The following is a 23660-nucleotide window of genomic DNA, read 5'->3' as shown; positions in this document are numbered from 1 at the left end:
CATCCGTAGGGCCACACTGGCGCAGAGAGGGTTAACGCAAGATGAACGGCGCCGGAAAAACTCGCCCATTGCGCGAATCTCCCGGCGCGCCGCTCTTCTTCTTGGCAAAAATACCCATGGCCGCGCGGGTCACGCCGCCGCGCCGCCGACCGTCAGCCCGCCGATCAACAGGCTAGGCTGGCCCACGCCCACCGGCACCCATTGCCCGGCCTTGCCGCAATTGCCGATGCCGGGGTCCAGCGCCATGTCGTTGCCGATGCCGCGAATGCGGGTCAGGGCGGTCGGGCCGTCACCGATCAGGGTGGCGCCCTTGACCGGGGCGCCGACCTTGCCGTTCTTGACACGATAGGCCTCTGTGCAGGAGAAGACGAACTTGCCGTTGGTGATGTCCACCTGCCCGCCGCCGAATCCGACGGCGTACAGCCCGTCGCCCATGTCGCCCAACAGCGCCTGCGGATCGGCATCGCCGGCCAGCATGTAGGTGTTCGTCATGCGCGGCATCGGCGGGTGGGCATAGCTTTCACGCCGCCCGTTGCCGGTGGGCGCGACGCCCATCAGCCGCGCATTCTGCCGGTCCTGCATATAGCCCACCAAAACCCCGTCCTCGATCAGCACGGTCTTGCCGCTGGGCGTGCCCTCGTCGTCGAAACTGATCGAACCGCGCCGGTCGGGCATCGTGCCATCGTCCAGCACGGTTACGCCCCGGGCTGCCACCTGTTGCCCCATCAGCCCGGCAAAGGCAGAGCTGCCCTTGCGGTTGAAATCGCCCTCCAGCCCGTGGCCGATGGCCTCGTGCAGCAGGATGCCGGGCCAGCCATTGCCCAGCACCACGTCCATTTCGCCCGCGGGGGCGGCCTCGGCCGACAGGTTGACCAGGGCGATGCGCAGGGCCTCGCGCGTGCTGGCCTGCCAGGTGTCGCGGTCGATCAGGCCCGCCAGCCCCGCACGCCCGCCGCCGCCATGGCTGCCGGATTCGCGGCGGCCGTTTTCCTCGACGATGACGCCGACATTCAGGCGGGTCATCGGGCGGGTGTCGGACAACAGCGTGCCGTCGGGCCGCAGGATGAACACCTCTTGCAGGGATGCGGCCAGCGTCGCGGTCACCTGCACCACGCGCGGGTCCAGGTCGCGGGCAAAGGCGTCGATCTCGCGCAATGTGTCCAGCTTGACGCCAAAGCTGGCCTCGGCCATCGGGTCGGCGTCGGTGTAAAGGCGGCGGTTGGTGGCGGCGGGGCCATCGGCCAGGGTGTCGCCGCCCGCGCCCACGGCCAGCCGCGCGGTCTCGGTGGCGCGTTTCAGCGCGGCCTCTGAAATCTCGGTGGAGTGGGCGTAACCGGCGGCCTCTCCTTTCACCGCGCGCAGACCGAATCCCTCGGACGCATCATAGCTGGCGGTGCGCACCCGCCCGTCATCGAAGCTCAGCACCTCGGCCCGGCGGCGTTCCAGGAACAGCTCGCCATCCTCTGCCCCGGCCGTGGCCTCTTGCACCAGCGCCAGCGCGCGGTCGCGGTCAAGCATCGTATCGAAGGGGCGGAAAGGGGGGTGCTGCATAGATAACTCCGCTCGTCAGTCCTTGATCTGGATCAAAAGCGGCAGATTGCCGCAGGTTTTTCTTGTGTCGTCCTGCCCAATATGTTTTCCTTCAAGAGTGGAAACAACGGCGGGGCCGGGATTTTTCCCGCCCCGCCGGCGAACGCAGGAAAAACCTGCCTCGGGGAACCGGGGCAATTCCCGACACCGGGTTGCCCTATGGCTCGTCCGGAACCGCGCGCTCCCGCGGTTCCGGATTTGTCTTTTCCGCACCTTGCCGTCTGCCGGGGTGACAGCGCCCGCTGTCTGGCGTATCAGGCGGCAGGTTTACGGATAGGCGGTTACATGCGCTATGTTTCCACGCGGGGGCAGGCCCCGGTTCTGACATTCGAAGAGGCGATGCTGACAGGGCTGGCGCGCGACGGCGGGCTGTATGTGCCCGAAACCGTGCCGCACATGCCCGCGCGCGACATCGCGGCGCTGGCGGGGCTGTCCTATGAAGAGGCGGCGTTCCGCATCATGCGTCCCTTCGTCGGGGACGCCTTCACCGACGCCGAATTCGCCGCGATCATCGAACGCGCCTATGCGGGGTTCGACCATCCCGCCCGCGCGCCGCTGGCCCAGCTTGGCCCCAATCATTTCCTGCTGGAACTTTTCCACGGCCCGACCCTGGCGTTCAAGGATTTCGCGATGCAGCTGATCGGCCAGCTGTTCCAGGCCTCGCTGGAACGGTCGGGCAAGCGGATCACCATCGTGGGCGCGACCAGCGGCGATACCGGCAGTGCCGCGATCGAGGCGTTCCGCGGGCTGGACAATGTGGATGTCTTCATCCTGTTCCCCGAGGGGCGGGTCAGCGACGTTCAGCGCCGCCAGATGACCACCCCGTCCGAGGACAACGTGCACGCGCTGGCCCTGAAGGGCGATTTCGACGATTGCCAGGCCCGCGTGAAGGACATGTTCAACGATTTCGCTTTCCGTGATCGGGTGGGGCTGTCTGCGGTCAACTCGATCAACTGGGCGCGGGTGCTGGCGCAGGTGGTCTATTATTTCACCTCCGCCGTCAGCCTGGGCGCGCCGCACCGCCCGGTGCGGTTCACCGTGCCCACGGGCAATTTCGGCGACATCTTCGCAGGTCATATCGCGCAGCGCATGGGCCTGCCGATTGAAAAGCTGGTGATCGCCACCAACCAGAACGACATCCTGCACCGGGCGCTGACCGGCGGGGCCTATGAAACCCACGGGGTGACGCCCTCCATCAGCCCGTCGATGGATATCCAGGTGTCCTCCAACTTCGAACGGGCCCTGTTCGAGGCCTATGGCCGCGACGGGGCTGCCGTGGCCCAGCAGATGGACGCGCTGAAATCGCAGGGCGGGTTCACCATCAGCCAGGGCGCCTTGCAGGGCTTGCGCGAAACCTATGCCTCGGGGCGTGCGTCCGAGGATGAGACGCGCGCCACAATCCGCGCCCTGCACGCCACGACAGGCGAGGTGCTGTGCCCCCATTCCGCCGTCGGTGTAAAGGTGGCGCAGGACCAGCCCGACAGCGCCGCGCCGATGATTACGCTGGCCACCGCGCATGCCGCGAAATTCCCCGACGCGGTCGAGGAGGCCACCGGCCTGCGCCCGCCCCTGCCCGCGCGCATGGCGGATCTGTTCGCGCGGTCCGAGCGGATGACCGGCGTCGAAAACGACCTGGCCGCGCTGGAAACCCTGATCGAGGAAAGGCGCCGCGCGTGACCATCCAGTTGCACAGACTTTCCAACGGGATGCGGGTCGTCACCGAACATATGCCCGGGCTGAAATCCGCCGCACTGGGCATCTGGGTCGCGACAGGTGGCCGGAACGAAACGGCCGCTGAAAACGGCATCGCCCATTTCCTGGAACACATGGCCTTCAAGGGCACGGAAAAGCGCAGCACCTTGCAGATCGCCGAGGCGATCGAGGATGTCGGCGGCTATATCAACGCCTATACCTCGCGCGAGATGACGGCCTATTACGCCCGCGTGCTGGAGGCCGATGTGCCCCTGGCGCTGGACGTGCTGGCCGATATCCTGCTGAACCCCACCTTCGACCCCGCCGAGATCGAGGTCGAGCGCGGCGTGATCCTGCAGGAAATCGGTCAGGTGCTGGATACGCCCGACGATGTGATTTTCGACTGGCTGCAAGAGGTCGCCTTTCCCGACCAGCCGCTGGGCCGCACCATCCTGGGCCCCGCGGAACGGGTCAGCGGTTTTTCCCGCGATGACCTGTTCGCCTTTGTCCGTCGCCATTACACGCCCGACCGGATGATCCTGTCTGCCGCCGGTGCGGTGGATCACGATGAAATCGTGCGGCTGGCCGAATCCCTGTTCGGCCATCTGGACCCCGCCCCGACGCCCGCGCCCGATGCTGCGCGCTTTGCCGGGGGCGAACGCCGCGTGGTCAAGCCGCTGGAACAGGCGCACATGGCCCTCGGCTTTGAGTGCCCTGGCTATCGCGACCCGGCGGTCTATACCGCGCAGATCTATGCTACGGCCCTGGGCGGTGGCATGTCATCGCGCCTGTTCCAGGAACTGCGGGAAAAGCGCGGGCTTTGCTACACCGTGTTCGCGCAGGCTGGATCCTATGCGGATGCCGGGCTGATCACGCTTTATGCCGGGACCAGCGGCGCGCAGTTGGGCGAACTGGCGGACCTGACGATGAACGAACTGGCCCGCGCCGCCCGCGACATCGCCCCGGCCGAGGTCGCCCGCGCCCGCGCGCAGCTGAAGGCGGGGCTGCTGATGGGGTTGGAAAGCTCGTCGAACCGCGCCGAACGGCTGGCGCGGCTGGTGGCGATCTGGGACCGGGTGCCCAAGATCGAGGAAACCATCGCCCGAATCGACGCCGTGACCACCGGCGATGTGCGCGAATTCGCGGGCCGGCTGGTCACCGAGGCCCGGCCGGCGCTGGCGCTGTACGGTCCCGTGGATGACGCACCGGCGCTGGATGCGCTGCAAGGCAGGCTTGCTGCCTGATGCTGGGGCTCAAGCGCAAGGTCCGGATCGAGACCGAGCGGATGACCCTGCGCCCGCCGGCGCATTCCGATTTCAACCCGTGGACGGCGTTGCGCGTCCAAAGCGCCGATTTCCTGACCCCGTGGGAACCCGCCTGGGCGCCCGACCACCTGTCACGCAAGGCGTTCACCAACCGGGTCTACTGGGCGCAGCGGGCGTTGGGGTCCGGCTCGGCCTTGCCGCTGTTCCTGGTGCGGCGCGCCGACGATGTGCTGCTGGGTGCGATCACGCTGGACAATATCCGCCGCGGCCCGGCGCAATCGGGCACTCTGGGCTATTGGATCGGCCAGCCCTTCGCGCGCCAGGGCTACATGCGCGAGGCGATCGAGGCGGTGGTGCACCACGCCTTTGTCATGCGCGATCTGTCCCGGATCGAGGCCGCGTGCCTGCCGGAAAACGCTGCCTCGCGCGGGGTGCTGGAAAAATGCGGGTTCAAGTATGAGGGCGTCGCCCAAAGCTATCTGCAGATCAACGGGCGCTGGCGCAATCACGTCCTCTATTCCAACCTGCGCAGCGACCGCCGGGGGCGGACCCTGACAGGTTAGGGGCAGACCCCGCCAATGCTGATATAGCTGCCATAGACCCAGCCCATGGGGTTTGCCGCCCCCCACAACGGATCCCGGCACCGGCCGGTCATGCAATCCACCAGGAACCATTTGCCCTGGCGGTCCACGACCCAGAATTCGTCCCCCAGGTACAGCTCACCCAATTGCGGAAAGTTGGTTCCCGGCCCCGTACGCACCGCCAGAAAGCCGTTTCCCGCAGCATGGTTGTAATGGGTGATCGGTTTCACACCCACCACATGGCCGGTACAGTCGGCCGCGATGGCGGGCAGTCCTGCCAGTGCGACCAAGGCTGCCGCCGCAAGTGTTCCAAGCCGTTTCATCGCTCTCCCCCACATGGATCAAACGCGCCGCACCCAGCATAGGCGCGTTCCGCGTGGCCCGACATGATGCAGATCACCCGCGCGTCGTGACAGGCGGCGGCCCGGCGCTATCTGTCCCGCAGGGAGGAGCCGACCATGACACGCCTGATCGTTTTCATCCTTGCCCTTTTCGCGCTGCCCGCCACCGCGCAAGAGCGCCGGCCAAGCCACTGCATCGCGCTGGCCGATGCCGCGCCGGGGATGGCCTATGTGCAACGGGCCAGTTTCGGCACGCCGCTGCCCGACCATACCGTGCGGCTCAGCTTTGCGGGGCATGCGACCTTCGTGATCGAAACGCCCGGCGGCCTGGTGGCGGCCACGGATTACACCGGCTTCATCGGGCCGACCGCGCGCCTGCCCGATGTCGTGACGATGAACAACGCCCACGAAACCCATTTCACCGCCTTTCCCGACCCGGACATTCCCCATGTCCTGCAAGGTTGGGCGGACCGCACCGGCGCGCCTGCCGATCACCATGTCGACCTGGGCGAGATGCTGGTGCGCAACGTGCCGACCGATGTGCGCGGCTTTGACCGGGCGACGGTGCGGCCCAACGGCAATTCCATCTTCGTGTTTGAGGTCGCGGGCCTGTGCATCGGGCATCTGGGCCATTTGCACCACGAACCGACACCCGAACAATACGCCGCCCTTGGCCGGCTGGACGTGGTGATGGCGCCGGTCGATGGCGGCCTGACCCTGGACCTGTCCACGATGATCCGGGTGCTGACGCGGCTGCGATCCTCGGTCGTGATCCCGATGCACTGGTTCGGGCAATCCTCTCTGGAACGGTTCCTGGCAGGGATATCGGACGCCTTCGCGGTGGAACGGCCCGGCACCTCTTCGCTGGAGGTGTCCCTGCGCAGCCTGCCAAGCCGCCCGACCGTGGTCGTGCTGCAGCCGCGCGGGGTCCGCGACCCCGACCTGTGACTTGATCGGCCGGGTCCGGCGTGGTTTGTCCGGGGCTGAAAGGATCGCCCATGCTGAACCCTGTTACCGACGACCTGCTGGACCAGTTGCGCGCAACGCTGCCCCCGGCGACCTTCCGCGAGATGACCCCCGCCTATCTTGAGGAACCGCGCGGCCGCTATCAGGGGCAGGGTGGCGCGCTGCTGGCGCCCGCCACCACACCAGAGGTCGCGGCGATCGTGCGGGCCTGTGCGCAGGCGCGGGTGGGGATCGTCCCCTTTGGCGGCGGCACCGGGCTGGTCGGTGGGCAGATCCAGCCCGAGGGCCCCGCGCCGGTGATCCTGTCGCTGGAACGGATGCGCGCGATCCGTGCGGTTCACCCGTCCGAAAACGTGCTGGTGGCAGAGGCCGGCGCGATTCTGGCCGACGTGCAGGTCGCGGCCGAAGAGGCGGGCCGGTTATTTCCGTTATCGCTGGCCTCCGAAGGATCGGCGCGGATCGGAGGGCTGTTGTCCACCAATGCGGGTGGGGTGAACGTGCTGCGCTACGGCAATGCCCGCGACCTGTGCCTGGGGGTCGAGGCCGTGCTGCCCGACGGATCGGTGCTGCACGGGCTGAAACGGTTGCGCAAGGACAACACCGGATATGATCTGCGCCACCTGCTGATCGGGGCAGAGGGCAGCCTGGGCATCATCACCGCCGCCGCGCTGAAGCTGGTGCCGCCCCCCGCGGCAGCGGGTGCGGCGCTGCTGGCCGTGCGCGACCCCGCCGCCGCGCTGGAGCTGCTGGCCATGGCACAGGCCCAGATCGGCGAGGGGGTTTCGGCGTTCGAGCTTATCCACCGGATGGGCCTGGATTTTCTGGCCGAAACGATGCCCGACATCCGCCAACCCTGGTCCGACCCGCCCGAATGGACGGTGTTGATCGACCTTGGCCTTGGCGCGGGCCAGGATCCCGGCGCCGCGCTGGAACGGCTGTTCGCCGCGGCGTTCGAGGCGGGCCTGGTCAGCGACGGGCTGATCGCGCAATCTCAGGCGCAGCGCATCGATTTCTGGACCCTGCGCGAAAGCATCCCGCTGGCCAATCGCCGGATCGGCGCGATTTCCTCGCACGACATTTCGGTCCCGCTGTCCGCGATCCCCGAACTGATCGCGCGTGGCGGCCCGGCGCTGGCCGAGATCGGCAATTTCCGGATCAACTGCTTCGGCCATGTGGGCGACGGCAACCTGCACTACAATGTTTTTCCGCGCCCCGGCGAAACCCGCGCGCAACACGAGAACAAGCGCACCGCGATTAAGGCGTGCGTGCACGACCTGGTGCACGATCTGGGCGGATCGGTCAGCGCCGAACACGGTGTCGGCCGGCTGAAAGTCGAGGATCTGGAACGCTATGCCGACCCGGCCAAACTGGCCGCGATGCGCGCGATCAAGGATGCGTTGGACCCGGCCGGTATCATGAACCCCGGTGCCGTCCTGCGCGCCCTGTCCTGAGGGCAGGCCGGGCGGGAAATGTCTCGCCATGGGTATTTTGACCAAGAAGAAGGATAGGCTGCGCCCAGCCTTCTTCTTGGTCAAAATACCCAAATCCTTCCCTATCCCTCCGGCGCCGCGGTTTGGGGTAGGGCGCACCAGCCCAATCCGTCTTCGGTGCGCGTGGCGGGGTGGTATTCGCCACTGACCCAGCCCGCGTAACCGCCCGCGTCCAATGCAGTGAAAAAGGCGGGATAGTCGATGTCACCGCCCGCCGGTTCGTGTCGGCCCGGGTGGCCTGCGACCTGCACATGGGCGGTGAGGTGGGCGTAGTCCGCCCATAGGGTGGGCACGTCGCCTGCAATGCGTTGTGCGTGATAGGCGTCGAATTGCAGATGCAGGTTGGGCCGGGCCAGCGTTTTCAGGATTTCGGCCGCCCGGTCGAACGCGTTCAGGAAATAGCCTGGCATGTCATGGGGGTTGATCGGCTCGATCGTCAGGGGTTGATCCGGCGCGTTGTCGGCCGCCCAGGCCAGGTTTTGCAAGTAGCTGTCCTGCGCCGCCCCGCCCTGCGCAATTCCCGCAAGGATATGGATATGCTCAGCGTCCAGCCGCGCGGCCAGGTCGCGGGCGGCGGCGAACTCTGCGCGAAACCGGGCGGTCTGGCCGGGCAGGGCGGCGCTGCCGCGCCCGCCCTCTGCCCAGTCGGGGGCGGGGGTGTTGATCAGGGCAAGGTGCAGCCCCTCGTCATCCAGCCGCGCGGCGATTTCCTGCGGGTCGTGGTCATAGGGAAACAGGATTTCCACCGCTTCGAACCCGGCTGCGCGCGCCGCGCCGAAACGATCCAGAAAGGCATGTTCGGTGAACAGGAAATCCAGATTCGCGCAGAAGCGGGGCATCGCTCAGGCCAGTTCCGCCGCCGGGATGACCGGGAAAAACGCGCCGCCCGAGCGCAGGCCAAACCAGTTTTCCCCTTCGTGTTCTGCCTCTTCGCCGATCTCCACCAGCCGGTAAAAGCTTTTGCGGTCGATCAGCGCCTCCAGCCCGGCGCGGACGTGGATATAAGGGGCGGGTTCGCCGCTCTGGGGGGCGCGTTCCACCCGGATCGGGTGGTCGGGCCCGGCGGCGACCCGGTCGCCGACATTGGTGGTAAAGGTCAGCACGCCATCCGCACCGCGTTCGAAATCCACGGCGACGAAGGGGGCGTCATCCACGGTGATGCCGACCTTTTCGACCGGGGTGACCAGGAAATAGCGGTCGCCCTCGCGCTTCAGTATGGTTGAAAACAGCCGCACCAGCCCGGGCCGCCCGATCGGCGTGCCCTGATAGAACCAGGTTCCGTCGCGCGCGATGCGCATGTCCAGGTCGCCGCAAAAGGGCGGGTTCCATTTGTGCACCGGCGGCAGGCCATCCTGCGTGGCGGCGCGGGCCGCTTTTGCCAGCGCTTCGGCGTCGGGTTTCACGATCATTTGTCCGCTCCCGGTTTTTGCCATTTGTGCCGCGTGCGATATCTGCCTTTAATACCCGATATAAGGGAACAGGGAGATTTGTCATGTCCGACGACACCGCGCTGGTGGCTGAAATCGAGACCCTGGGCGAGCGCCTGGCCGAGGCCAAGGCCAGCATCACCAAGCGTTTCATCGGGCAGGAACGAGTGGTTGACCTGACCCTTTCGGCGCTTTTGTGCGGTGGGCACGGGTTGCTGATCGGTCTGCCGGGGCTGGGCAAGACGCGGCTGGTGGACACGCTGTCCACGGTCATGGGGCTGAACGGGGCGCGTATCCAGTTCACGCCGGATCTGATGCCCGCCGATATTCTGGGCTCTGAGGTTCTGGAAACCGGCGCCGATGGGGCGCGCGCCTTCAAGTTCATCGAGGGGCCGATTTTCTGTCAGCTCTTGATGGCGGACGAGATCAACCGCGCCAGCCCCCGGACGCAATCGGCGCTGTTGCAGGCGATGCAGGAAAAATCGGTGACCATCGCCGGTGAGGCGCATCCGCTGACCCCGCCCTTCCATGTTCTTGCAACGCAAAACCCGATTGAGCAGGAGGGCACCTATCCCCTGCCCGAGGCGCAGCTTGACCGCTTTCTGGTGCAGATCGATGTGCCCTACCCGGACCGCAAGACGGAACATGACATCCTGATGGCCACCACCGGCCTGGAGGAGGACGCGGCACATGCGGTCTTTACCGCAGACCAACTGATCGCCGCGCAAAAGACCGTGCGCCGCATGCCCGTGGGCGAGGGGGTTGTCGAACTGATCCTGGATCTGGTGCGCGCCTGCCGCCCGGGCCAGCCAGAGGCCGCGCCCATCGTGCGCGACAACGTCGCCTGGGGGCCTGGGCCGCGCGCGGCGCAGGCGCTGATGCTGACCGTGCGGGCGCAGGCGCTGCTGGAGGGGCGGCTGGCGCCGTCCGCCGATGACGTGATCAAGATGGCCGGCCCGGTTCTGACCCACCGCATGGCGCTGAGCTTTGCCGCGCGCGCCCGTGGCGAAAGCCTGTCCGCCCTGATCGAGGCCGTAGCGCGCGACACCGTCCGGGTTGAGGCCGCGGCGTGAGCGATCCCGCCACCCTGCGCGCCCGGGCCGAGGGCCTGGCCGAGGCCCTGCCGCCGCTCTTGGCTGAGGCCGAGCATTTGGCACAGGCCGTTCTGCTGGGCGAGCATGGGCGCAGGCGCGCGGGCGTGGGGGATGAATTCTGGCAATATCGCCCGGCCCATGCGGGGGATGAGGCGCGGATGATCGACTGGCGCCGATCCGCCCGGTCGGATGCGCATTTCGTGCGCGAAAAGGAATGGCAGGCGGCGCAAAGCGTGCTGCTGTGGGTCGATGACGCGGCCTCGATGGGGTTTTCGGGGGAAAGGAACCATCCCACCAAGGCCGAGCGCGCCCGCGTGCTGGCCCTGGCGGTCGCTGTCCTGCTGATGCGCGGGGGCGAACGCGTGGGCCTGACAGGGGCAGAGTTGCCGCCGCGCCGCGGGCCGCTGCAACTGCTGCGTCTGGCAGAGGCCTTGGGCGCGGATGGTGCCGCCGATTACGGCACGCCCGATGCCACCGGCATGCCGCCCCATGCCCGCGCGGTGTTCCTGTCGGATTTCCTGGGCGATCTGGCCCCGGTAGAGGCCGCCCTGACCGAGGCCGCCGACCGTGGCGTCAAGGGCGCGATGCTACAGATCCTGGACCCGGCCGAAGAGGCGTTTCCCTTTGACGGGCGCACGATTTTTGAGAGCATGGCCGGCACCCTCAGCCATGAAACGCTGAAGGCGGGCGATCTGCGCGCGCGCTATCTGGACCGCCTGGCCGAACGCAAACAGCGCCTTTCGGATCTGGCCCGTGTCACGGGGTGGCACTATTCCACCCATCACACGGGCGAGGGGGCGCAAGGGGCGCTGTTGTGGCTGTATCGCGCGCTGGAGCGCGCACAGTGATGTGGACGCTGGGCCCCATAGGATTTACCGCGCCGCTGCTGTTATGGGCGCTGGTGGCGCTGCCCGCGCTGTGGCTGATCCTGCGCGCGGTACCGCCCGCGCCAATACGGCGCCGCTTTCCCGGTGTGGCGCTGTTGCTGGGGCTGACCGATGACGACACCCAGACCGACCGCACGCCGTGGTGGCTGCTGCTGTTGCGCATGCTGGCAGTGGCGGCGTTGATCGTGGGCTTTGCCGGGCCGGTGCTGAACCCGGATGCCCGCGAACCGGGGCGGGGGCCGCTGCTGGTCTTTATCGACGGGACATGGGCCGATGCCCGCGACTGGGCACGCCGGATGGACCGGGTCGGCGCGGCGTTGGACGAGGCCGCGCGCGATGGGCGCCCCGTGGCCGTGGTACAGGCGACGGACCTGCCCGAGGCCGGGTTACCGTTTCAGGCGGCCGAGGCCTGGGCCGCGCGGCTGGCGGGGCTGGACCCCGCGCCCTGGGCGCCCGACCCGCAGCGCCTGGCCGACTGGGCCACGGGGCTGGACGGCGGGTTCGATACGTTTTGGATGTCAGGCGGCATGGAATATGCGGGCAGGCAAGAGCTGTTGTCGACGTTCGAGGCATCCGGCGATGTGCGCGTGTTCGAAAGCGCGCGCCCGCTGGTCGCCCTGCGCCCGGCGGAATTTGCAGACGGGGCAATCACCCTGACCGCCCTGCGCGCGCGGGCCGGTGCAGAAACACAGGTGACGCTGGCCGCGACGGGCCGCGATCCGGCCGGGGTCGAACGGGTGCTGGCCCGTGTGCCCGCGACATTCGAGGCGGGCGCGACCACGGCCGAGGCCGCGCTGGTTCTGCCGCCCGAGTTGCGCAACCGCATCAGCCGCTTTGCGGTGGAGGGCGTGCGCGCGGCAGGTGCCGTGACCCTGACCGATGACAGCCTGAAGCGGCGCGAGGTGGCCCTGATCGCGGGCCGCGACAACCGCGAGGGGCTGGAGCTGCTTTCGCCCCTGCATTACCTGGAAAAGGCGTTGGCCCCCACCGCGGACCTGGTCGAGGGCCCCCTGTCGGACGTGATCCTGGCCAACCCGGACGTGATCGTGCTGGCCGATGTCGCCACGCTGGCCCCGGCCGAGGCCGGGGATTTGCAGACCTGGGTCGAAGAGGGCGGGCTGCTGTTGCGCTTTGCCGGGGCGCGGCTGGCGGCCTCGGATGTCAGCCGCGCCGAAGAGGACGCCCTGATGCCCGTGCGCCTGCGCGCGGGCGGGCGTACCGTGGGCGGCGCGATGAGTTGGGGAGAGCCCAAGCGGTTGCGCCCCTTTGCCGAGACCTCGCCGTTTTTCGGCCTGTCCGTGCCGGATGATGTGCGGGTCACCGCGCAGGTGATGGCCCAGCCGGACCCCGCCCTTGCCGAACGCTCGATCGCGGCGCTGACCGATGGCACCCCGCTGGTCACCCGTAAACGGATGGGCAAGGGGCAGGTGGTGCTGTTCCATGTCACCGCCAACGCGGAATGGTCCACCCTGCCGCTGTCGGGCCTGTTCGTGCAGATGCTGGAACGGCTGGCGGTGTCCACCCGCCCCGCCCGGCCCGCGGCTGCGGAACTTGAGGGCACGACCTGGGTGCCCGAGGCGGTGCTGGATGCCTTCGGCACCGTGCGAGAGGCTGGCACGCTGCCCGGTGTCGCGGGCGAAACCCTGGCCGATGCGCGGCCCGGCCCCGGCCTGCCGCCGGGGCTGTATGCGGGCGAGGATCGGCGCCTGGCCCTGAACGTGATCGGTCCCGAAGCCGCGCTTGCCCCCGCCACATGGCCCGCCCGCATCCCCGTAGAGGGGCTGTCGGTGGCCCGCGAAACACTGCTGAAGGGGTGGCTTCTGGCGGGCGCGCTGGCGCTGCTGGCGGTCGATATCCTGGCCTCGCTGTGGCTGTCGGGGCGGCTGCGCGGGGCGCGGCCCGCTGCTGTGGCGGCAGTGCTGCTTGCGCTGGCCTTGCCGGTGGACGCGCAGGCGCAGGCCGATGACGAAATGGCGCTGCGTGCCACGTCAGAGGTGGTGCTGGCCCATGTCGTGACCGGCGACGCGCAGGTGGACCGGATCGCACAGGCGGGCCTGCGCGGGCTGTCGCAAAAGCTGTTCCAGCGCACATCCATCGAACCGGCAGCCCCGATTTCGGTGGACCTGGAAACCGATGAACTGTCGTTTTTCCCGTTCCTCTACTGGCCTGTCACCGCGACCCAGCCGCTGCCCTCGTCCGAGGCCTATGCCAAGCTGAACCGTTATCTGCGCACCGGCGGCATGATCCTGTTCGACACGCGCGACGCCAATGTAGCAGGGTTCGGCGGCGGCTCGCCCGAGGGGCGGCGGCTGCAACAACTGGCCCGCCCGCTGGACATCCCGCCGCTGGAGCCGGTTCCCGACGACCACGTCCTGACGCGCACATTCTACCTGCTGCAAGACTTCCCCGGCCGACATAACAGCCGCGATGTCTGGGTCGAGGCCGCGCCGCCCGACGCCGCCCGTGCCGAGGGCATGCCGTTTCGCGACCTCAACGACGGGGTGACGCCGGTCGTGGTCGGCGGCAACGATTGGGCGGCGGCCTGGGCTGTGGATGACCGGGGCGCGGCGATGTTTCCGGTGGGGCGGGGTTATGCCGGGGAACGACAGCGGGAAATCGCGGTCCGCTTCGGGGTGAACCTGATCATGCATGTGCTGACCGGCAACTACAAATCCGATCAGGTGCATGTGCCCGCGCTGCTGGACAGGTTGGGCCAATGAGCGGGGCCGTGATCCTGGATCCGCTGCTGCCTTGGCCGGTTTTGTGGGCCGCGCTGGCGCTGGCCGTGGGCATGGTGGGCCTTGCGCTGTGGCGCGGTCTGGGGGGCTGGTGGCTGCGCGGTCTGGCCGCGGCGGCGGTGCTGGCGGCGCTGGCCAACCCCTCGCTCCAGACCGAGGACCGCAATCCCCTGTCAGATATCGTCGTTCTGGTTGTGGACGACAGTGCCAGCCAGCGCCTGGCCGACCGCCCCGACCAGACTGCACAGGCGGTCGAGGCGGTCCGCGCCGAGGTCGCCCGCCTGGACAACACCGAGTTGCGCATCGTCCGGCTGGGCGACGGGCAGGGGAATGAGGGCACCCTGCTGATGACCGCCCTGGCCGAGGCATTGGCCGAGGTGCCGCGCGCCCGTCTGGCCGGGGCGATCCTGCTGACCGATGGGCAACTGCACGACCTGGACCGCGCCCCCGACATGCCCGCGCCGCTGCACGCGCTGTTGACCGGGCAACCCGACGATTGGGACCGGCGGCTGGTGGTCACGAATGCCCCCGCCTTTGCCATTCTGGGCGAAGAGGTGATGCTGACCCTGCGGATCGAGGATCAAGGCGCCGCGCCCGTGCCCCCCGATGCCACCACGCAGATCGACATCGCCATCGACGGGGCCGAACCGCAGACCTATACCGTGCCGCTGAACCGCGACCTGGAATTGCCGGTGATGCTGGAGCACGCGGGCCGCAACGTCATCCAGTTCTCTGTCGCCGCGCAGCCGGGCGAATTGACCGACCGCAACAACGCCGCCGTGGTGCAGATCAACGGGGTGCGCGACCGGCTGCGGGTGCTGCTGGTGTCGGGCGAACCGCACCCGGGCGAACGGACCTGGCGCAACCTGCTGAAATCGGACAGTTCGGTGGATCTGGTCCATTTCACGATCCTGCGCCCGCCGGAAAAGCAGGACGGCGTGCCGGTCAGCGAATTGTCCCTGATCGCCTTTCCCACGCGCGAGCTGTTTCTCGAAAAAATCGACGAATTCGACCTGATCGTCTTTGACCGCTACAAGCGGCGCGGCATCCTGCCGATGCTGTATCTGGAAAACGTCCGCGACTACGTGGAAAAGGGCGGCGCGGTGCTGATCGCCGCCGGTCCCGATTTCGCCAGCGCGGAATCGATCTATCGCTCGCCCCTGGCTGACATCCTGCCTGCTGAACCCACCGCCCGCGTGATCGAAGAGGGCTACGCCCCCGCGATTACCGATCTTGGCCAGCGCCACCCGGTCACCCAGGGCCTGAAGGCCGAGGCCGGCGGCGAATGGGGCCGCTGGTTCCGCCTGATCGACCTGACCCCCAAGGGTGGGCAGGTCGTCATGAGCGGGCTTGGCGACCGCCCACTGCTGGTGCTGGACCGTGTGGGCGAGGGGCGCGTGGCGCTGTTGGCCTCGGATCACGCGTGGCTGTGGAATCGCGGGTTCGAGGGGGGCGGGCCGCAACTGGAACTGCTGCGGCGCCTGGCGCATTGGATGATGCGTGAACCCGACCTGGAAGAAGAGGCCCTGAGCGCCGAGGCCGAGGGCCGCCGGATGACGATCACCCGCCGCACCCTGTCCGAGGGCGCGCGCAGCGTGACCGTGACCCGCCCGGACGGATCGGAGGAACAGGTGACCCTGCAAGAGGTTGCACCGGGCCGCTTTCAGGCGACCTATGAGGGGCCGGAAATCGGGCTGTACCGCCTAGCCGATGATGACCTGGACACGGTCATCGCGCTTGGCCCCGCAGCCCCGCGCGAGTTTGAGGAAACGATTGCCAGCGGCGCACGGCTGGCGGGCCCGGTCGATGCCACGCGCGGCGGCATCCTGCCGGTGTCGGCCGGCATGCCCGATATCCGCACCGTGCGCGAGGGACGCGCCGCCGCCGGGCGTGGCTGGATCGGGATCACCCCGCGCGGCGCCTACCTGACGGCGGATGTGCGGATCACCCCGCTGGCCCCGGCCTGGGCGTTCCTGTTGCTGGCCGCGGCCTTCAGCCTGGGGGCCTGGCTGCGCGAGGGGCGGCGCTAGGGGCGCGCCCTACAGCCCGTCGGGCAGGCGTTCGTAGAAGGTCCAGACCTTGTCCAGCGGACCCTGGTTGCAATAGCCCCACAGCATCCGGAACCCCGGATAGGTGCTGCTGTTGCCCAATTCCAGCCGGCCCCAGTAATAGCTGCCCATCAGCGGCACGTCGCAGCGTTGGCCTGACATGTCCTCGGCCCAGTAGCCGACAAAGACGTGCCCGTCATAGTCCAGGGTGAAGCGTCCGTTGTCCTCTTCGTAGGTGCCCTGGTAACCCGCCGCCCGGGGCATCACCCAGACCTCTCCCCAATCGCTGGCCCATGCCCCGCCAAAGGTTTCGATGGTTTCCCACGCCTGGGCCTGAAGGGCGGGTGCCCAGATCAGCGCGGTCGCCGCTGCCGCGATCAGGTGTTTCATGGCTGGCCTTGCTTGCTGGGTGGTTGGTTTCCCTAGAGTAAACCCAGATCCCAAGGTTTGGCGCAACACCAATGATCCGCGCGCCATGGGGCGCGGCGCTGGCTGCCGTTCGCTCAGTCGGTGCGTGCCAACAGCGCGATCCGTGAATTCGATCCGAATTCACGCCGCCACAGCACAAAGACGGTAACACCCGTCGCCACCATCAGCGGCACCGCCCCCAACAGCCAAGCCAGCCCGCCCAGGGCGAAGTAGAGCGACCGCATGCCCCGGTTGAAGCTGCGCGCGGCGTTGATGTTGATCTCGGCCGCCTGGGCGGCGCGCGCCAGCGCCTGGGGGCTGCTGCCATCGTTGGGCACCGCGGCCATGATGACGGCGCAATAGCCGAACAGCCGGTGCGACCAGACGAACTTCAGAAAGGCGTTCGCCACCAGCAGCAGCAACGCCATGATCTTGAATTCCCAGACCACGGCGGGGGCGTCCTGTAGGGTCAGATCCTCGGCGATGCCCAGCAGACGCTCGGTGTTGCCGATCAGGGCCAGCCCGCCGCCGATGATGATCATCGAGGCCGAGGCGAAAAAGGTTGTGCCCTGGCGCAGGGTCGACAGGATATTGGAATCGAAGATCCGCGATTGCCGGGCGGCAAGCTGCTGCATCCACTCGCGCCGGAACCGGGTCATCAGCACAGAGACCGAGGGCTTGCCCGCCGGTGGATGCTCGATCGCCAGGCCGGTGGCGAACCACGCCGCCAGCCACAACGCCAGTGCGGCAGCATCCAGGGGCGTGAACAGGGCAAGGCGGTCCATCAATTCCATGATCCGAGCCTGCCCCAGCCGAATCCACTTGTCAGCGGTCATTATTGGTTATAAAAACTTACCAATAATGATGGAGTGCGCCGATGGAGATGCCCGCCCCCGACACCGCCGTTCTGGACCGCAAGGCAGAGATCGTGCAGCGCCTGCGATCCGTCCTGCCCCGCGACGCGGTGATCGACGATCCGGCCGAAACACGCGCCTATGAATGCGATGCGCTGACCGCCTATCGCTGCCCGCCGCTGGCGGCGGTGCTGCCCTCGACCACGCAACAGGTGTCCGACATCCTGCGCATCTGCCACCAGGAGGGGGTGCCTGTGGTGCCCCGCGGATCGGGCACGTCACTGGCGGGCGGCGCGTTGCCCACCGCCGACAGCGTGATCCTGGGCGTGGCGCGGCTGAACGAGGTGCTGGAGGTTGACTATGACAACCGTTTCATCCGGGTGCAGTCGGGCCGCACGAACCTGTCCGTGACCGGCGCGGTCGAGGGCGATGGGTTCTTTTACGCGCCCGATCCGTCCAGCCAGCTGGCCTGTGCCATCGCGGGCAACATTGCGATGAATTCCGGCGGGGCGCATTGCCTGAAATACGGGGTGACGACGAACAACCTGCTGGGCGTGACGCTGGTGATGATGGATGGCACGGTGGTTGAAATCGGCGGCGCCTATCTGGATGCCGGCGGCTATGACTGGCTGGGGCTGATCTGCGGGTCAGAGGGGCAGTTGGGCGTGGTGACAGAGGCCACGCTGCGCATCCTGCCCAAGCCCGAGGGCGCGCGCCCGGTGCTGATGGGCTTCGACTCCTCCGAGGTGGCGGGCGCCTGTGTCGCCGACATCATCAAGGCCGGCGTTTTGCCGGTCGCCATCGAGTTCATGGACCGTCCCTGCATCCGCGCGACCGAGGCCTTTGCCGGGGCGGGCTATCCCGACTGCGAGGCACTGCTGATCGTCGAGGTCGAGGGCAGCCCCGCCGAAATCGACGAACAACTGGGCCTGATCAAGCAGATCGCGCGCACCCACAACCCGGTGGAACTGCGCGAAAGCGGGTCCGAGGCGGAAAGCGCGCGGATCTGGCTGGGGCGCAAGTCCGCCTTTGGCGCGATGGGGCAGATCAACGACTACATGTGCCTGGACGGCACCATCCCGGTGTCCGAACTGCCCTATGTGTTGCGGCGCATCGGCGAGATGTCGGGCGAATTCGGGCTGGACGTGGCCAACGTGTTCCACGCGGGCGATGGCAACATGCACCCGCTGATCCTGTTCGATGCCAACAAGCCGGGCGATCTGGAACGGTGCGAGGCCCTGGGTGCGGAAATCCTGAAGCTGTGCGTCGAGGCGGGCGGCTGCCTGACCGGCGAACATGGCGTGGGCATCGAAAAGCGCGACCTGATGAACGTGCAATTCGACGCCCCCGATATCGAGGCGCAGTTGCGGGTGAAGGATGTGTTCGACCCGAAATGGCTGCTGAACCCGGCCAAGGTTTTCCCGCTGGAGACCACCGCGCGACGGCGCGCGGGCTAGGGGGCGCTGCCCCCTCTTGTCCTGCGGACAATTCACCCCTGGGGTATTTGGGACCAAGAAGAAGCATGATTAGACCAGAGACAGAGGCCGCACTGGCCGAGGCGGTGGCCAGTGCGGACGGTCCCCTGCGGATCGTCGGTGGCGGCACCCGGTCGGTCGGTGCGCCGGTCGAGGGCGCGGCGCTGAGCCTGGCCGGGCTTTCGGGGGTGGAACTGTACGAGCCGGGCGCGCTGACGCTGGTGGTGCGGGCGGGCACGCCGGTTGCCGAGGTGGAGGAGGTTCTGGCGGGCGAGGGGCAGCGGCTGGCCTTTGAGCCGATGGACCACCGCGCGCTGTTGGGGACAGAGGGCGCGCCGACCATGGGCGGGGTCGTCGCCGGGAACATTTCCGGGCCGCGGCGTATTCAGGTTGGCGCCTGCCGCGATGCGCTGTTGGGGGTACGCTTTGTCGATGGGCGGGGCCAGGTGCTGCGCAATGGCGGGCGGGTGATGAAGAATGTCACCGGCTATGATCTGGTCAAGCTGATGGCCGGCAGCCGGGGCACCCTGGGCGTGCTGAGCGAGGTGGCCATGAAGGTTCTGCCCACGCCCGAGGCCGTGGCGACGCTGACGCTGCATGGGGCGGGGCGCGAGGGGGCCTTTGACGCGATGACGCGCGCGATGAAGAGCCCGTTCGAGGTGTCCGGCGCGGCCTGGGTGCCGGGCGCGGGGGCGGTGCATCTGCGGTTGGAGGGGTTTGCCGGATCGGTCGCCTATCGCGCGGATCGCCTGATCGCGCTGTTGTCGGATCTGGGCGAAGTCGCGGTCGAGACCGGGGCCGAGGCCAATGCCGCTTTGTGGCGGGCCATCCGCGATGTCGAGGCGCTGGCCGATCTTCCTTATGTCTGGCGGGTGTCGATGGCGCCCGGTGCGCTGCGGGCCGGTATTCGGGGCGATCTGGACCGCACCGCCCGGTTCGAGCGGCTGTATGACTGGGCGGGCGGGCTGTGCTGGATCGGGATGAGCGCGGAGCAGGCCGCCGAATATGCGCCGCTTTACGGGGCAGATGACGCGGTGTCGGGGGCGGTGCGGTTCCACCGTGACCTGCAAGGGGCGATGGCCGATCCCGAGTTCGGCGGCGGTCACGCGACCCTGGTCAAGGCGCCACAAGAGGTGCGCGCGCAGGTTTCGGTGTTTCAGCCCGACCCCGCGCCGCTGGATGCGCTGGCCCGGGGGCTGCGCGCGCAGTTCGACCCGCGCGGTATTCTGAACCCCGGGCTGATGGGCTGAGATCATGCAGACGAATTTCACCGAAGAGCAACTGGCCGACCCCGCCGTCGCGCGCGCCAACCAGATCCTGCGCGCCTGCGTGCATTGCGGGTTCTGCACCGCCACCTGCCCGACCTATCAGGTGCTGGGCGACGAGTTGGACAGCCCCCGCGGCCGCATCTACCTGATCAAGGACATGCTGGAAAGCGGCCGGCCCGCGGATGAAAAGACCGTCAAGCATATCGACCGCTGCCTGTCCTGCCTGGCCTGCATGACGACCTGCCCTTCTGGGGTGCATTACATGCATCTGGTCGATCAGGCCCGCGCCTATATCGAGGCGACCTATAAACGCCCGTTCAGCGACCGTGCCCTGCGCTGGCTGCTGGCGCGTGTTCTGCCCTATCCGGCGCGCTTCCGGCTGGCGATGCGCGCGGCAAGGCTGGGCCGCCCGGTGGCCGCGCTGCTGCCCGATGCGCGCATCAAGGCGATGATGGCGATGGTGCCCGATCAGGTGCCGCCGCCCAGCCTGAACGACAAGCCGCAGATCTTCCCGGCCAAGGGGCCGCGCCGGATGCGGGTGGCGCTGTTGACGGGCTGTGCGCAAAAGGCGCTGGATACCGATATCAACGATGCCACCATTCGCCTGCTGCGGCGCCTGGGCTGCGAGGTGGTGATCGCCCGCGGCATGGGCTGTTGCGGCGCGCTGACCCATCACATGGGCAAGACCCGCGAAAGCCACGCCCAGGCCGCGCGCAATATCCGCGCCTGGGGGCGCGAGATCGAGGGCGAGGGGCTGGATGCCATCGTCATCAACACCAGCGGCTGCGGCACCACGGTCAAGGATTACGGCCACATGTTCGCGGGCGACCCGTTGCAGCCGCAGGCCCAGGCCGTGGCCGAACGCGCGATGGACATCAGCGAATTGCTGATGCGGCTGGAGATACCGCAAGCGGCGGGCGGCCTGCGCGTGGCCTATCACGCGGCCTGTTCGTTGCAGCACGGTCAGCAGATCAAGGATGCGCCCAAGACGCTGTTGAAACGCGCAGGTTTCGACGTGGTAGAGCCTGCGGACAGCCACCTGTGCTGCGGGTCCGCCGGCACCTACAACCTGTTGCAGCCCGAGATTTCGGCACAATTGAAAGAGCGCAAGGTTCGCACGCTTGAGGCGAAGGAACCGCAAGTGATCGCCGCGGGCAATATCGGGTGCCTGATGCAGATCGGTTCGGGGACCGAGGTTCCGGTGGTCCATACGGTGCAATTGCTGGACTGGGCGACCGGCGGGCCGCGCCCCCGTGTGCTGGACGATCGCGCGGCCTGAGCGCATGCCATAATCCTGCCCCGCCCTGCGGCTAGGGTTGCGGGACAAGGAGGATGGCGATGCTGCGGATGGTTCTGGTGTGGCTGATGGTCTGGCTGTGCGCGCCGCTGGCGGCGGCCCAGGACGTGGCCCTGCGCGCCCTGCAGACGGGCGATGACTCTCGCGGGTGGGAGGCCGTGGGCCGGCTGGATCTGGGCGGCGGCAGTTTCTGTACCGCGACCCTGATTGCCCCGGATCAGGTGCTGACCGCGGCCCATTGCCTGTACGATTCGCGCAGCGGGGCGGAACTGGACCTGTCCGGCATCCGCTTTCTGCCCGGCCTGCGCCTGGGGCGGGCAGAGGCCTACCGCGCCATTCGCCGCGCGGTCGTGCATCCCGATTACCGCTTTGCCGACAGCGACCAGATGTCCCGCGTGGCCCATGATCTGGCCCTGCTGGAGCTGCAGCACCCGTTGCGCCTGCCGGGGCTGGCGCCGCTTGGGGTCGGCGCGGCGCCGGGGATGGGCGGGCAGGTCGGCGTCGTGTCTTATGCCCGCGGCCGGGCCGAGGCCCCCTCGCTGGAGGATGCCTGCCGCGTGATGGCCCGCGGCCCGGCGGTGCTGGTGCTGACCTGTTCGGTGGATTTCGGGGCCTCTGGCGCGCCGGTCTTCCGGGTAGAGGGGGGCGTGCCGCGCATCGTTTCCGTCGTTTCCGCCCGGGCCGAGGCCGCTGGCCGCGAGGTGGCCCTGGGCGCACGGCTGGGCGATGACGTGGCGATGTTGCAGACGCGTTTGGCGTCGGGGCAGGGGCTGGTCGGGCAGGCCGTGCCGCCGATGCACCGTTTCGGCCAGGGCACCGCGTGGGGCGGTGGCGGGGCCAAGGTCATCCGCCCCTGAGGGGGCTTGAAAGCGCGAAAACCCTTTCCCAGATGTGACTTGCGGGCGCCGATACCGGGTCCGCAACCCTGAAACCGGCCCGTCCCCTGCGGGAGGGTCGAACCAGATCATCGCTCATCAGGAGGATGTGATATGCGACATTACGATTTCGGCCCGCTCTATCGGGCGACCGTCGGCTTTGACCGTGTGGCGGACATGATGGACCGGGTGTTGTCCAGCGACATGACCCAGCCCAGCTATCCCCCCTACAATATCGAAAAAACGTCCGAGGACGGCTATCGCATTTCGATCGCCGTGGCCGGGTTCTCTGCCGAGGAACTGTCGGTCGAGGTGAAAGAGGGCGCACTGGTGGTTTCCGCGCGCAAGGCGCCCGAGGAAACCGAACGCACCTACCTGCACCGGGGTATCGCCACCCGTGCCTTTGAACGCCGCTTCGCGCTGGCTGATCATGTGCGGGTGACCGGCGCCAGCCATGCGGATGGCATGCTGCATGTGGATCTGGTGCGCGAGGTGCCCGAGGCGCTGAAACCCCGCCGGATCGAGATCGCCAGCACCACCACCCGCGCGATCGAGGCGAAGACCGGCCAGGACGGCTCTGCCGAAACCGCCGAGGGCGCGGCGGTCTGAGCCTTAACGCCCCGGTTCGGGCGGTGCGCGACCGCCCGAACGCCCAAGACGCCGAACGCGGCCTGCCCGATCTGCGGGCAGGCCGCTTTGCTTTGGGCGGATCACCGCCGCTATGGGGCGCCCTGACCGAACCGGCTGCACAGGATTTCGCCAACGGTGCTGCAATTTTGGCATTCTGGCCGCCCCGCGGTTGAAGGCCAGTCCCGCGATGTTAGCGTTTGGCCCATGACCCAACACGCAATAGACCATGCCAGCCCCCGGCGGCTGGACGATTACGCGCGGCTCGTCGCAGGCACCCATCCCGATCCCTTCTCCGTTCTCGGCCCCCACGGGTGCGATGGACAGCGCCACATCACCGCGTTGGTGCCCGGGGCAGAACAGATCACGGCGATCCCACAGGGGGAGGTCGGCGAACAGGATCTGGCCCCGGTTCCCGGATACGCGGGCCTCTTCTCCGGTCCCTTTCCTTGCGCTGGTGTTTACCGTCTGCGCGCCACTGACGGGGGTGGGCATGTGTGGGAGTTTGAGGATCCCTATCGGTTCGGCCCTGTGATCGGCGAGATGGACGAGTATCTGCTGGGGGAGGGGACGCATCAGCGTTTGTGGCAGGTTCTGGGGGCGCATGTTCTGGTGCATGAGGGGGTTTCGGGCACGCATTTCGCGGTCTGGGCGCCGAATGCGCGGCGGGTTTCCGTCGTGGGCCCCTTCAACCAGTGGGACGGGCGGCGCCATCCGATGCGGCGGCGCGGTGCGAC

General features: G+C 68.0%; 21 protein-coding genes. 15 read left to right on the top strand and 6 right to left on the bottom strand.

Annotated features, from left to right (window positions below; genetic code table 11):
• Positions 1-129 precede the first annotated feature (129 nt).
• Positions 130-1551 (bottom strand): metalloprotease TldD, encoded by a 1422-nt coding sequence (tldD, locus tag EV656_RS09015; RefSeq protein WP_132602582.1) that lies wholly within the window; start codon positions 1549-1551, stop codon positions 130-132.
• A 324-nt stretch (positions 1552-1875) separates the two neighbouring features.
• Between tldD and thrC the strand changes: the two genes are divergently transcribed.
• The 3 genes from thrC to EV656_RS09000 are packed head-to-tail and all read left to right on the top strand — an operon-like array spanning position 1876 to position 5110.
• Complete coding sequence (gene thrC, locus EV656_RS09010) at positions 1876-3267, top strand: threonine synthase (protein ID WP_132602579.1); 1392 nt, start codon at positions 1876-1878, stop codon at positions 3265-3267.
• Positions 3264-4526: a M16 family metallopeptidase gene (locus EV656_RS09005; RefSeq protein WP_132602576.1), complete on the top strand. Its 1263-nt coding sequence runs from the start codon at positions 3264-3266 to the stop codon at positions 4524-4526. Before thrC ends, EV656_RS09005 begins: the two co-directional genes overlap by 4 nt.
• The gene (locus tag EV656_RS09000; protein ID WP_132602573.1) at positions 4526-5110 is read left to right on the top strand and encodes a GNAT family N-acetyltransferase; all 585 of its coding nucleotides are present in this window, start codon (positions 4526-4528) and stop codon (positions 5108-5110) included. Before EV656_RS09005 ends, EV656_RS09000 begins: the two co-directional genes overlap by 1 nt.
• Here EV656_RS09000 and EV656_RS08995 read toward each other — a convergent pair.
• On the bottom strand, positions 5107-5451 hold the full coding sequence (locus tag EV656_RS08995) for an SH3 domain-containing protein (RefSeq protein ID WP_165918975.1): 345 nt from the start codon (positions 5449-5451) through the stop codon (positions 5107-5109). The two genes, EV656_RS09000 and EV656_RS08995, sit on opposite strands and share 4 nt — an antisense overlap.
• 135 nt (positions 5452-5586) lie before the next feature.
• On the opposite strand from EV656_RS08995, the gene EV656_RS08990 reads away from it, so the two are divergent.
• Together EV656_RS08990 and EV656_RS08985 are read left to right on the top strand one after the other, a co-directional pair.
• Entirely contained in the window at positions 5587-6417 is an 831-nt protein-coding gene (locus EV656_RS08990; protein WP_132602567.1) for an MBL fold metallo-hydrolase, read from the top strand.
• 50 nt (positions 6418-6467) lie between these two features.
• Positions 6468-7886 (top strand): FAD-binding oxidoreductase, encoded by a 1419-nt coding sequence (locus EV656_RS08985; RefSeq protein ID WP_132602564.1) that lies wholly within the window; start codon positions 6468-6470, stop codon positions 7884-7886.
• Positions 7887-7987: 101 nt separating this feature from the next.
• Here the strand turns inward: EV656_RS08985 and EV656_RS08980 are convergent, their stop codons facing one another.
• Both EV656_RS08980 and EV656_RS08975 read right to left on the bottom strand, forming a co-directional pair.
• On the bottom strand, positions 7988-8764 hold the full coding sequence (locus tag EV656_RS08980) for a hydroxypyruvate isomerase family protein (protein WP_132602561.1): 777 nt from the start codon (positions 8762-8764) through the stop codon (positions 7988-7990).
• A 3-nt stretch (positions 8765-8767) separates the two neighbouring features.
• Positions 8768-9334 carry a DUF1285 domain-containing protein gene (locus EV656_RS08975; protein WP_242469111.1) on the bottom strand — a complete coding sequence of 189 codons (567 nt, stop codon included), beginning with the start codon at positions 9332-9334 and terminating at the stop codon, positions 8768-8770.
• Between the two features lie 83 nt (positions 9335-9417).
• Here EV656_RS08975 and EV656_RS08970 point away from each other — a divergent pair, with 83 nt between their 5' ends.
• Genes EV656_RS08970 through EV656_RS08955 form a run of 4 tightly spaced genes read left to right on the top strand, consistent with a single transcriptional unit; the run spans position 9418 to position 16101 of the window.
• A complete protein-coding gene (locus tag EV656_RS08970; protein WP_132602555.1) occupies positions 9418-10425 on the top strand; it encodes an AAA family ATPase in 1008 nt (335 codons plus the stop codon).
• On the top strand, positions 10422-11294 hold the full coding sequence (locus tag EV656_RS08965) for a DUF58 domain-containing protein (RefSeq protein WP_132602552.1): 873 nt from the start codon (positions 10422-10424) through the stop codon (positions 11292-11294). The genes EV656_RS08970 and EV656_RS08965 overlap by 4 nt, the downstream gene beginning before the upstream one ends.
• Entirely contained in the window at positions 11294-14053 is a 2760-nt protein-coding gene (locus tag EV656_RS08960) for a DUF4159 domain-containing protein (RefSeq protein WP_132603015.1), read from the top strand. Before EV656_RS08965 ends, EV656_RS08960 begins: the two co-directional genes overlap by 1 nt.
• Positions 14050-16101 carry a glutamine amidotransferase gene (locus EV656_RS08955; protein ID WP_132602549.1) on the top strand — a complete coding sequence of 684 codons (2052 nt, stop codon included), beginning with the start codon at positions 14050-14052 and terminating at the stop codon, positions 16099-16101. The genes EV656_RS08960 and EV656_RS08955 overlap by 4 nt, the downstream gene beginning before the upstream one ends.
• A 9-nt stretch (positions 16102-16110) precedes the next feature.
• Here the strand turns inward: EV656_RS08955 and EV656_RS08950 are convergent, their stop codons facing one another.
• The gene (locus tag EV656_RS08950; RefSeq protein ID WP_132602546.1) at positions 16111-16509 is read right to left on the bottom strand and encodes a hypothetical protein; all 399 of its coding nucleotides are present in this window, start codon (positions 16507-16509) and stop codon (positions 16111-16113) included.
• Positions 16510-16622: 113 nt separating this feature from the next.
• Positions 16623-17321 carry a DUF599 domain-containing protein gene (locus EV656_RS08945; protein WP_132602543.1) on the bottom strand — a complete coding sequence of 233 codons (699 nt, stop codon included), beginning with the start codon at positions 17319-17321 and terminating at the stop codon, positions 16623-16625.
• An 83-nt stretch (positions 17322-17404) separates the two neighbouring features.
• On the opposite strand from EV656_RS08945, the gene EV656_RS08940 reads away from it, so the two are divergent.
• From EV656_RS08940 to EV656_RS08915, 6 genes are all read left to right on the top strand, one after another.
• Entirely contained in the window at positions 17405-18838 is a 1434-nt protein-coding gene (locus EV656_RS08940; RefSeq protein WP_132602540.1) for an FAD-linked oxidase C-terminal domain-containing protein, read from the top strand.
• Positions 18839-18903: 65 nt separating this feature from the next.
• On the top strand, positions 18904-20106 hold the full coding sequence (locus EV656_RS08935; protein ID WP_207287138.1) for an FAD-binding protein: 1203 nt from the start codon (positions 18904-18906) through the stop codon (positions 20104-20106).
• Between the two features lie 4 nt (positions 20107-20110).
• Positions 20111-21403: a glycolate oxidase subunit GlcF gene (gene glcF / locus EV656_RS08930; RefSeq protein ID WP_132602537.1), complete on the top strand. Its 1293-nt coding sequence runs from the start codon at positions 20111-20113 to the stop codon at positions 21401-21403.
• Between the two features lie 59 nt (positions 21404-21462).
• Positions 21463-22278 carry a trypsin-like serine peptidase gene (locus EV656_RS08925; RefSeq protein WP_165918974.1) on the top strand — a complete coding sequence of 272 codons (816 nt, stop codon included), beginning with the start codon at positions 21463-21465 and terminating at the stop codon, positions 22276-22278.
• Positions 22279-22410: 132 nt separating this feature from the next.
• On the top strand, positions 22411-22905 hold the full coding sequence (locus tag EV656_RS08920) for an Hsp20 family protein (protein WP_132602531.1): 495 nt from the start codon (positions 22411-22413) through the stop codon (positions 22903-22905).
• A 225-nt stretch (positions 22906-23130) separates the two neighbouring features.
• The coding region (locus tag EV656_RS08915) for a GlgB N-terminal domain-containing protein (protein ID WP_425057174.1) at positions 23131-23660 on the top strand (530 nt) is incomplete at its 3' end.

The organism is Rhodovulum adriaticum (assembly GCF_004345735.1).
Lineage (GTDB): Bacteria > Pseudomonadota > Alphaproteobacteria > Rhodobacterales > Rhodobacteraceae > Rhodovulum > Rhodovulum adriaticum.
Note: the sequence above shows the minus strand (reverse complement) of the source record. Positions and strands in the feature narration are given on the sequence as shown.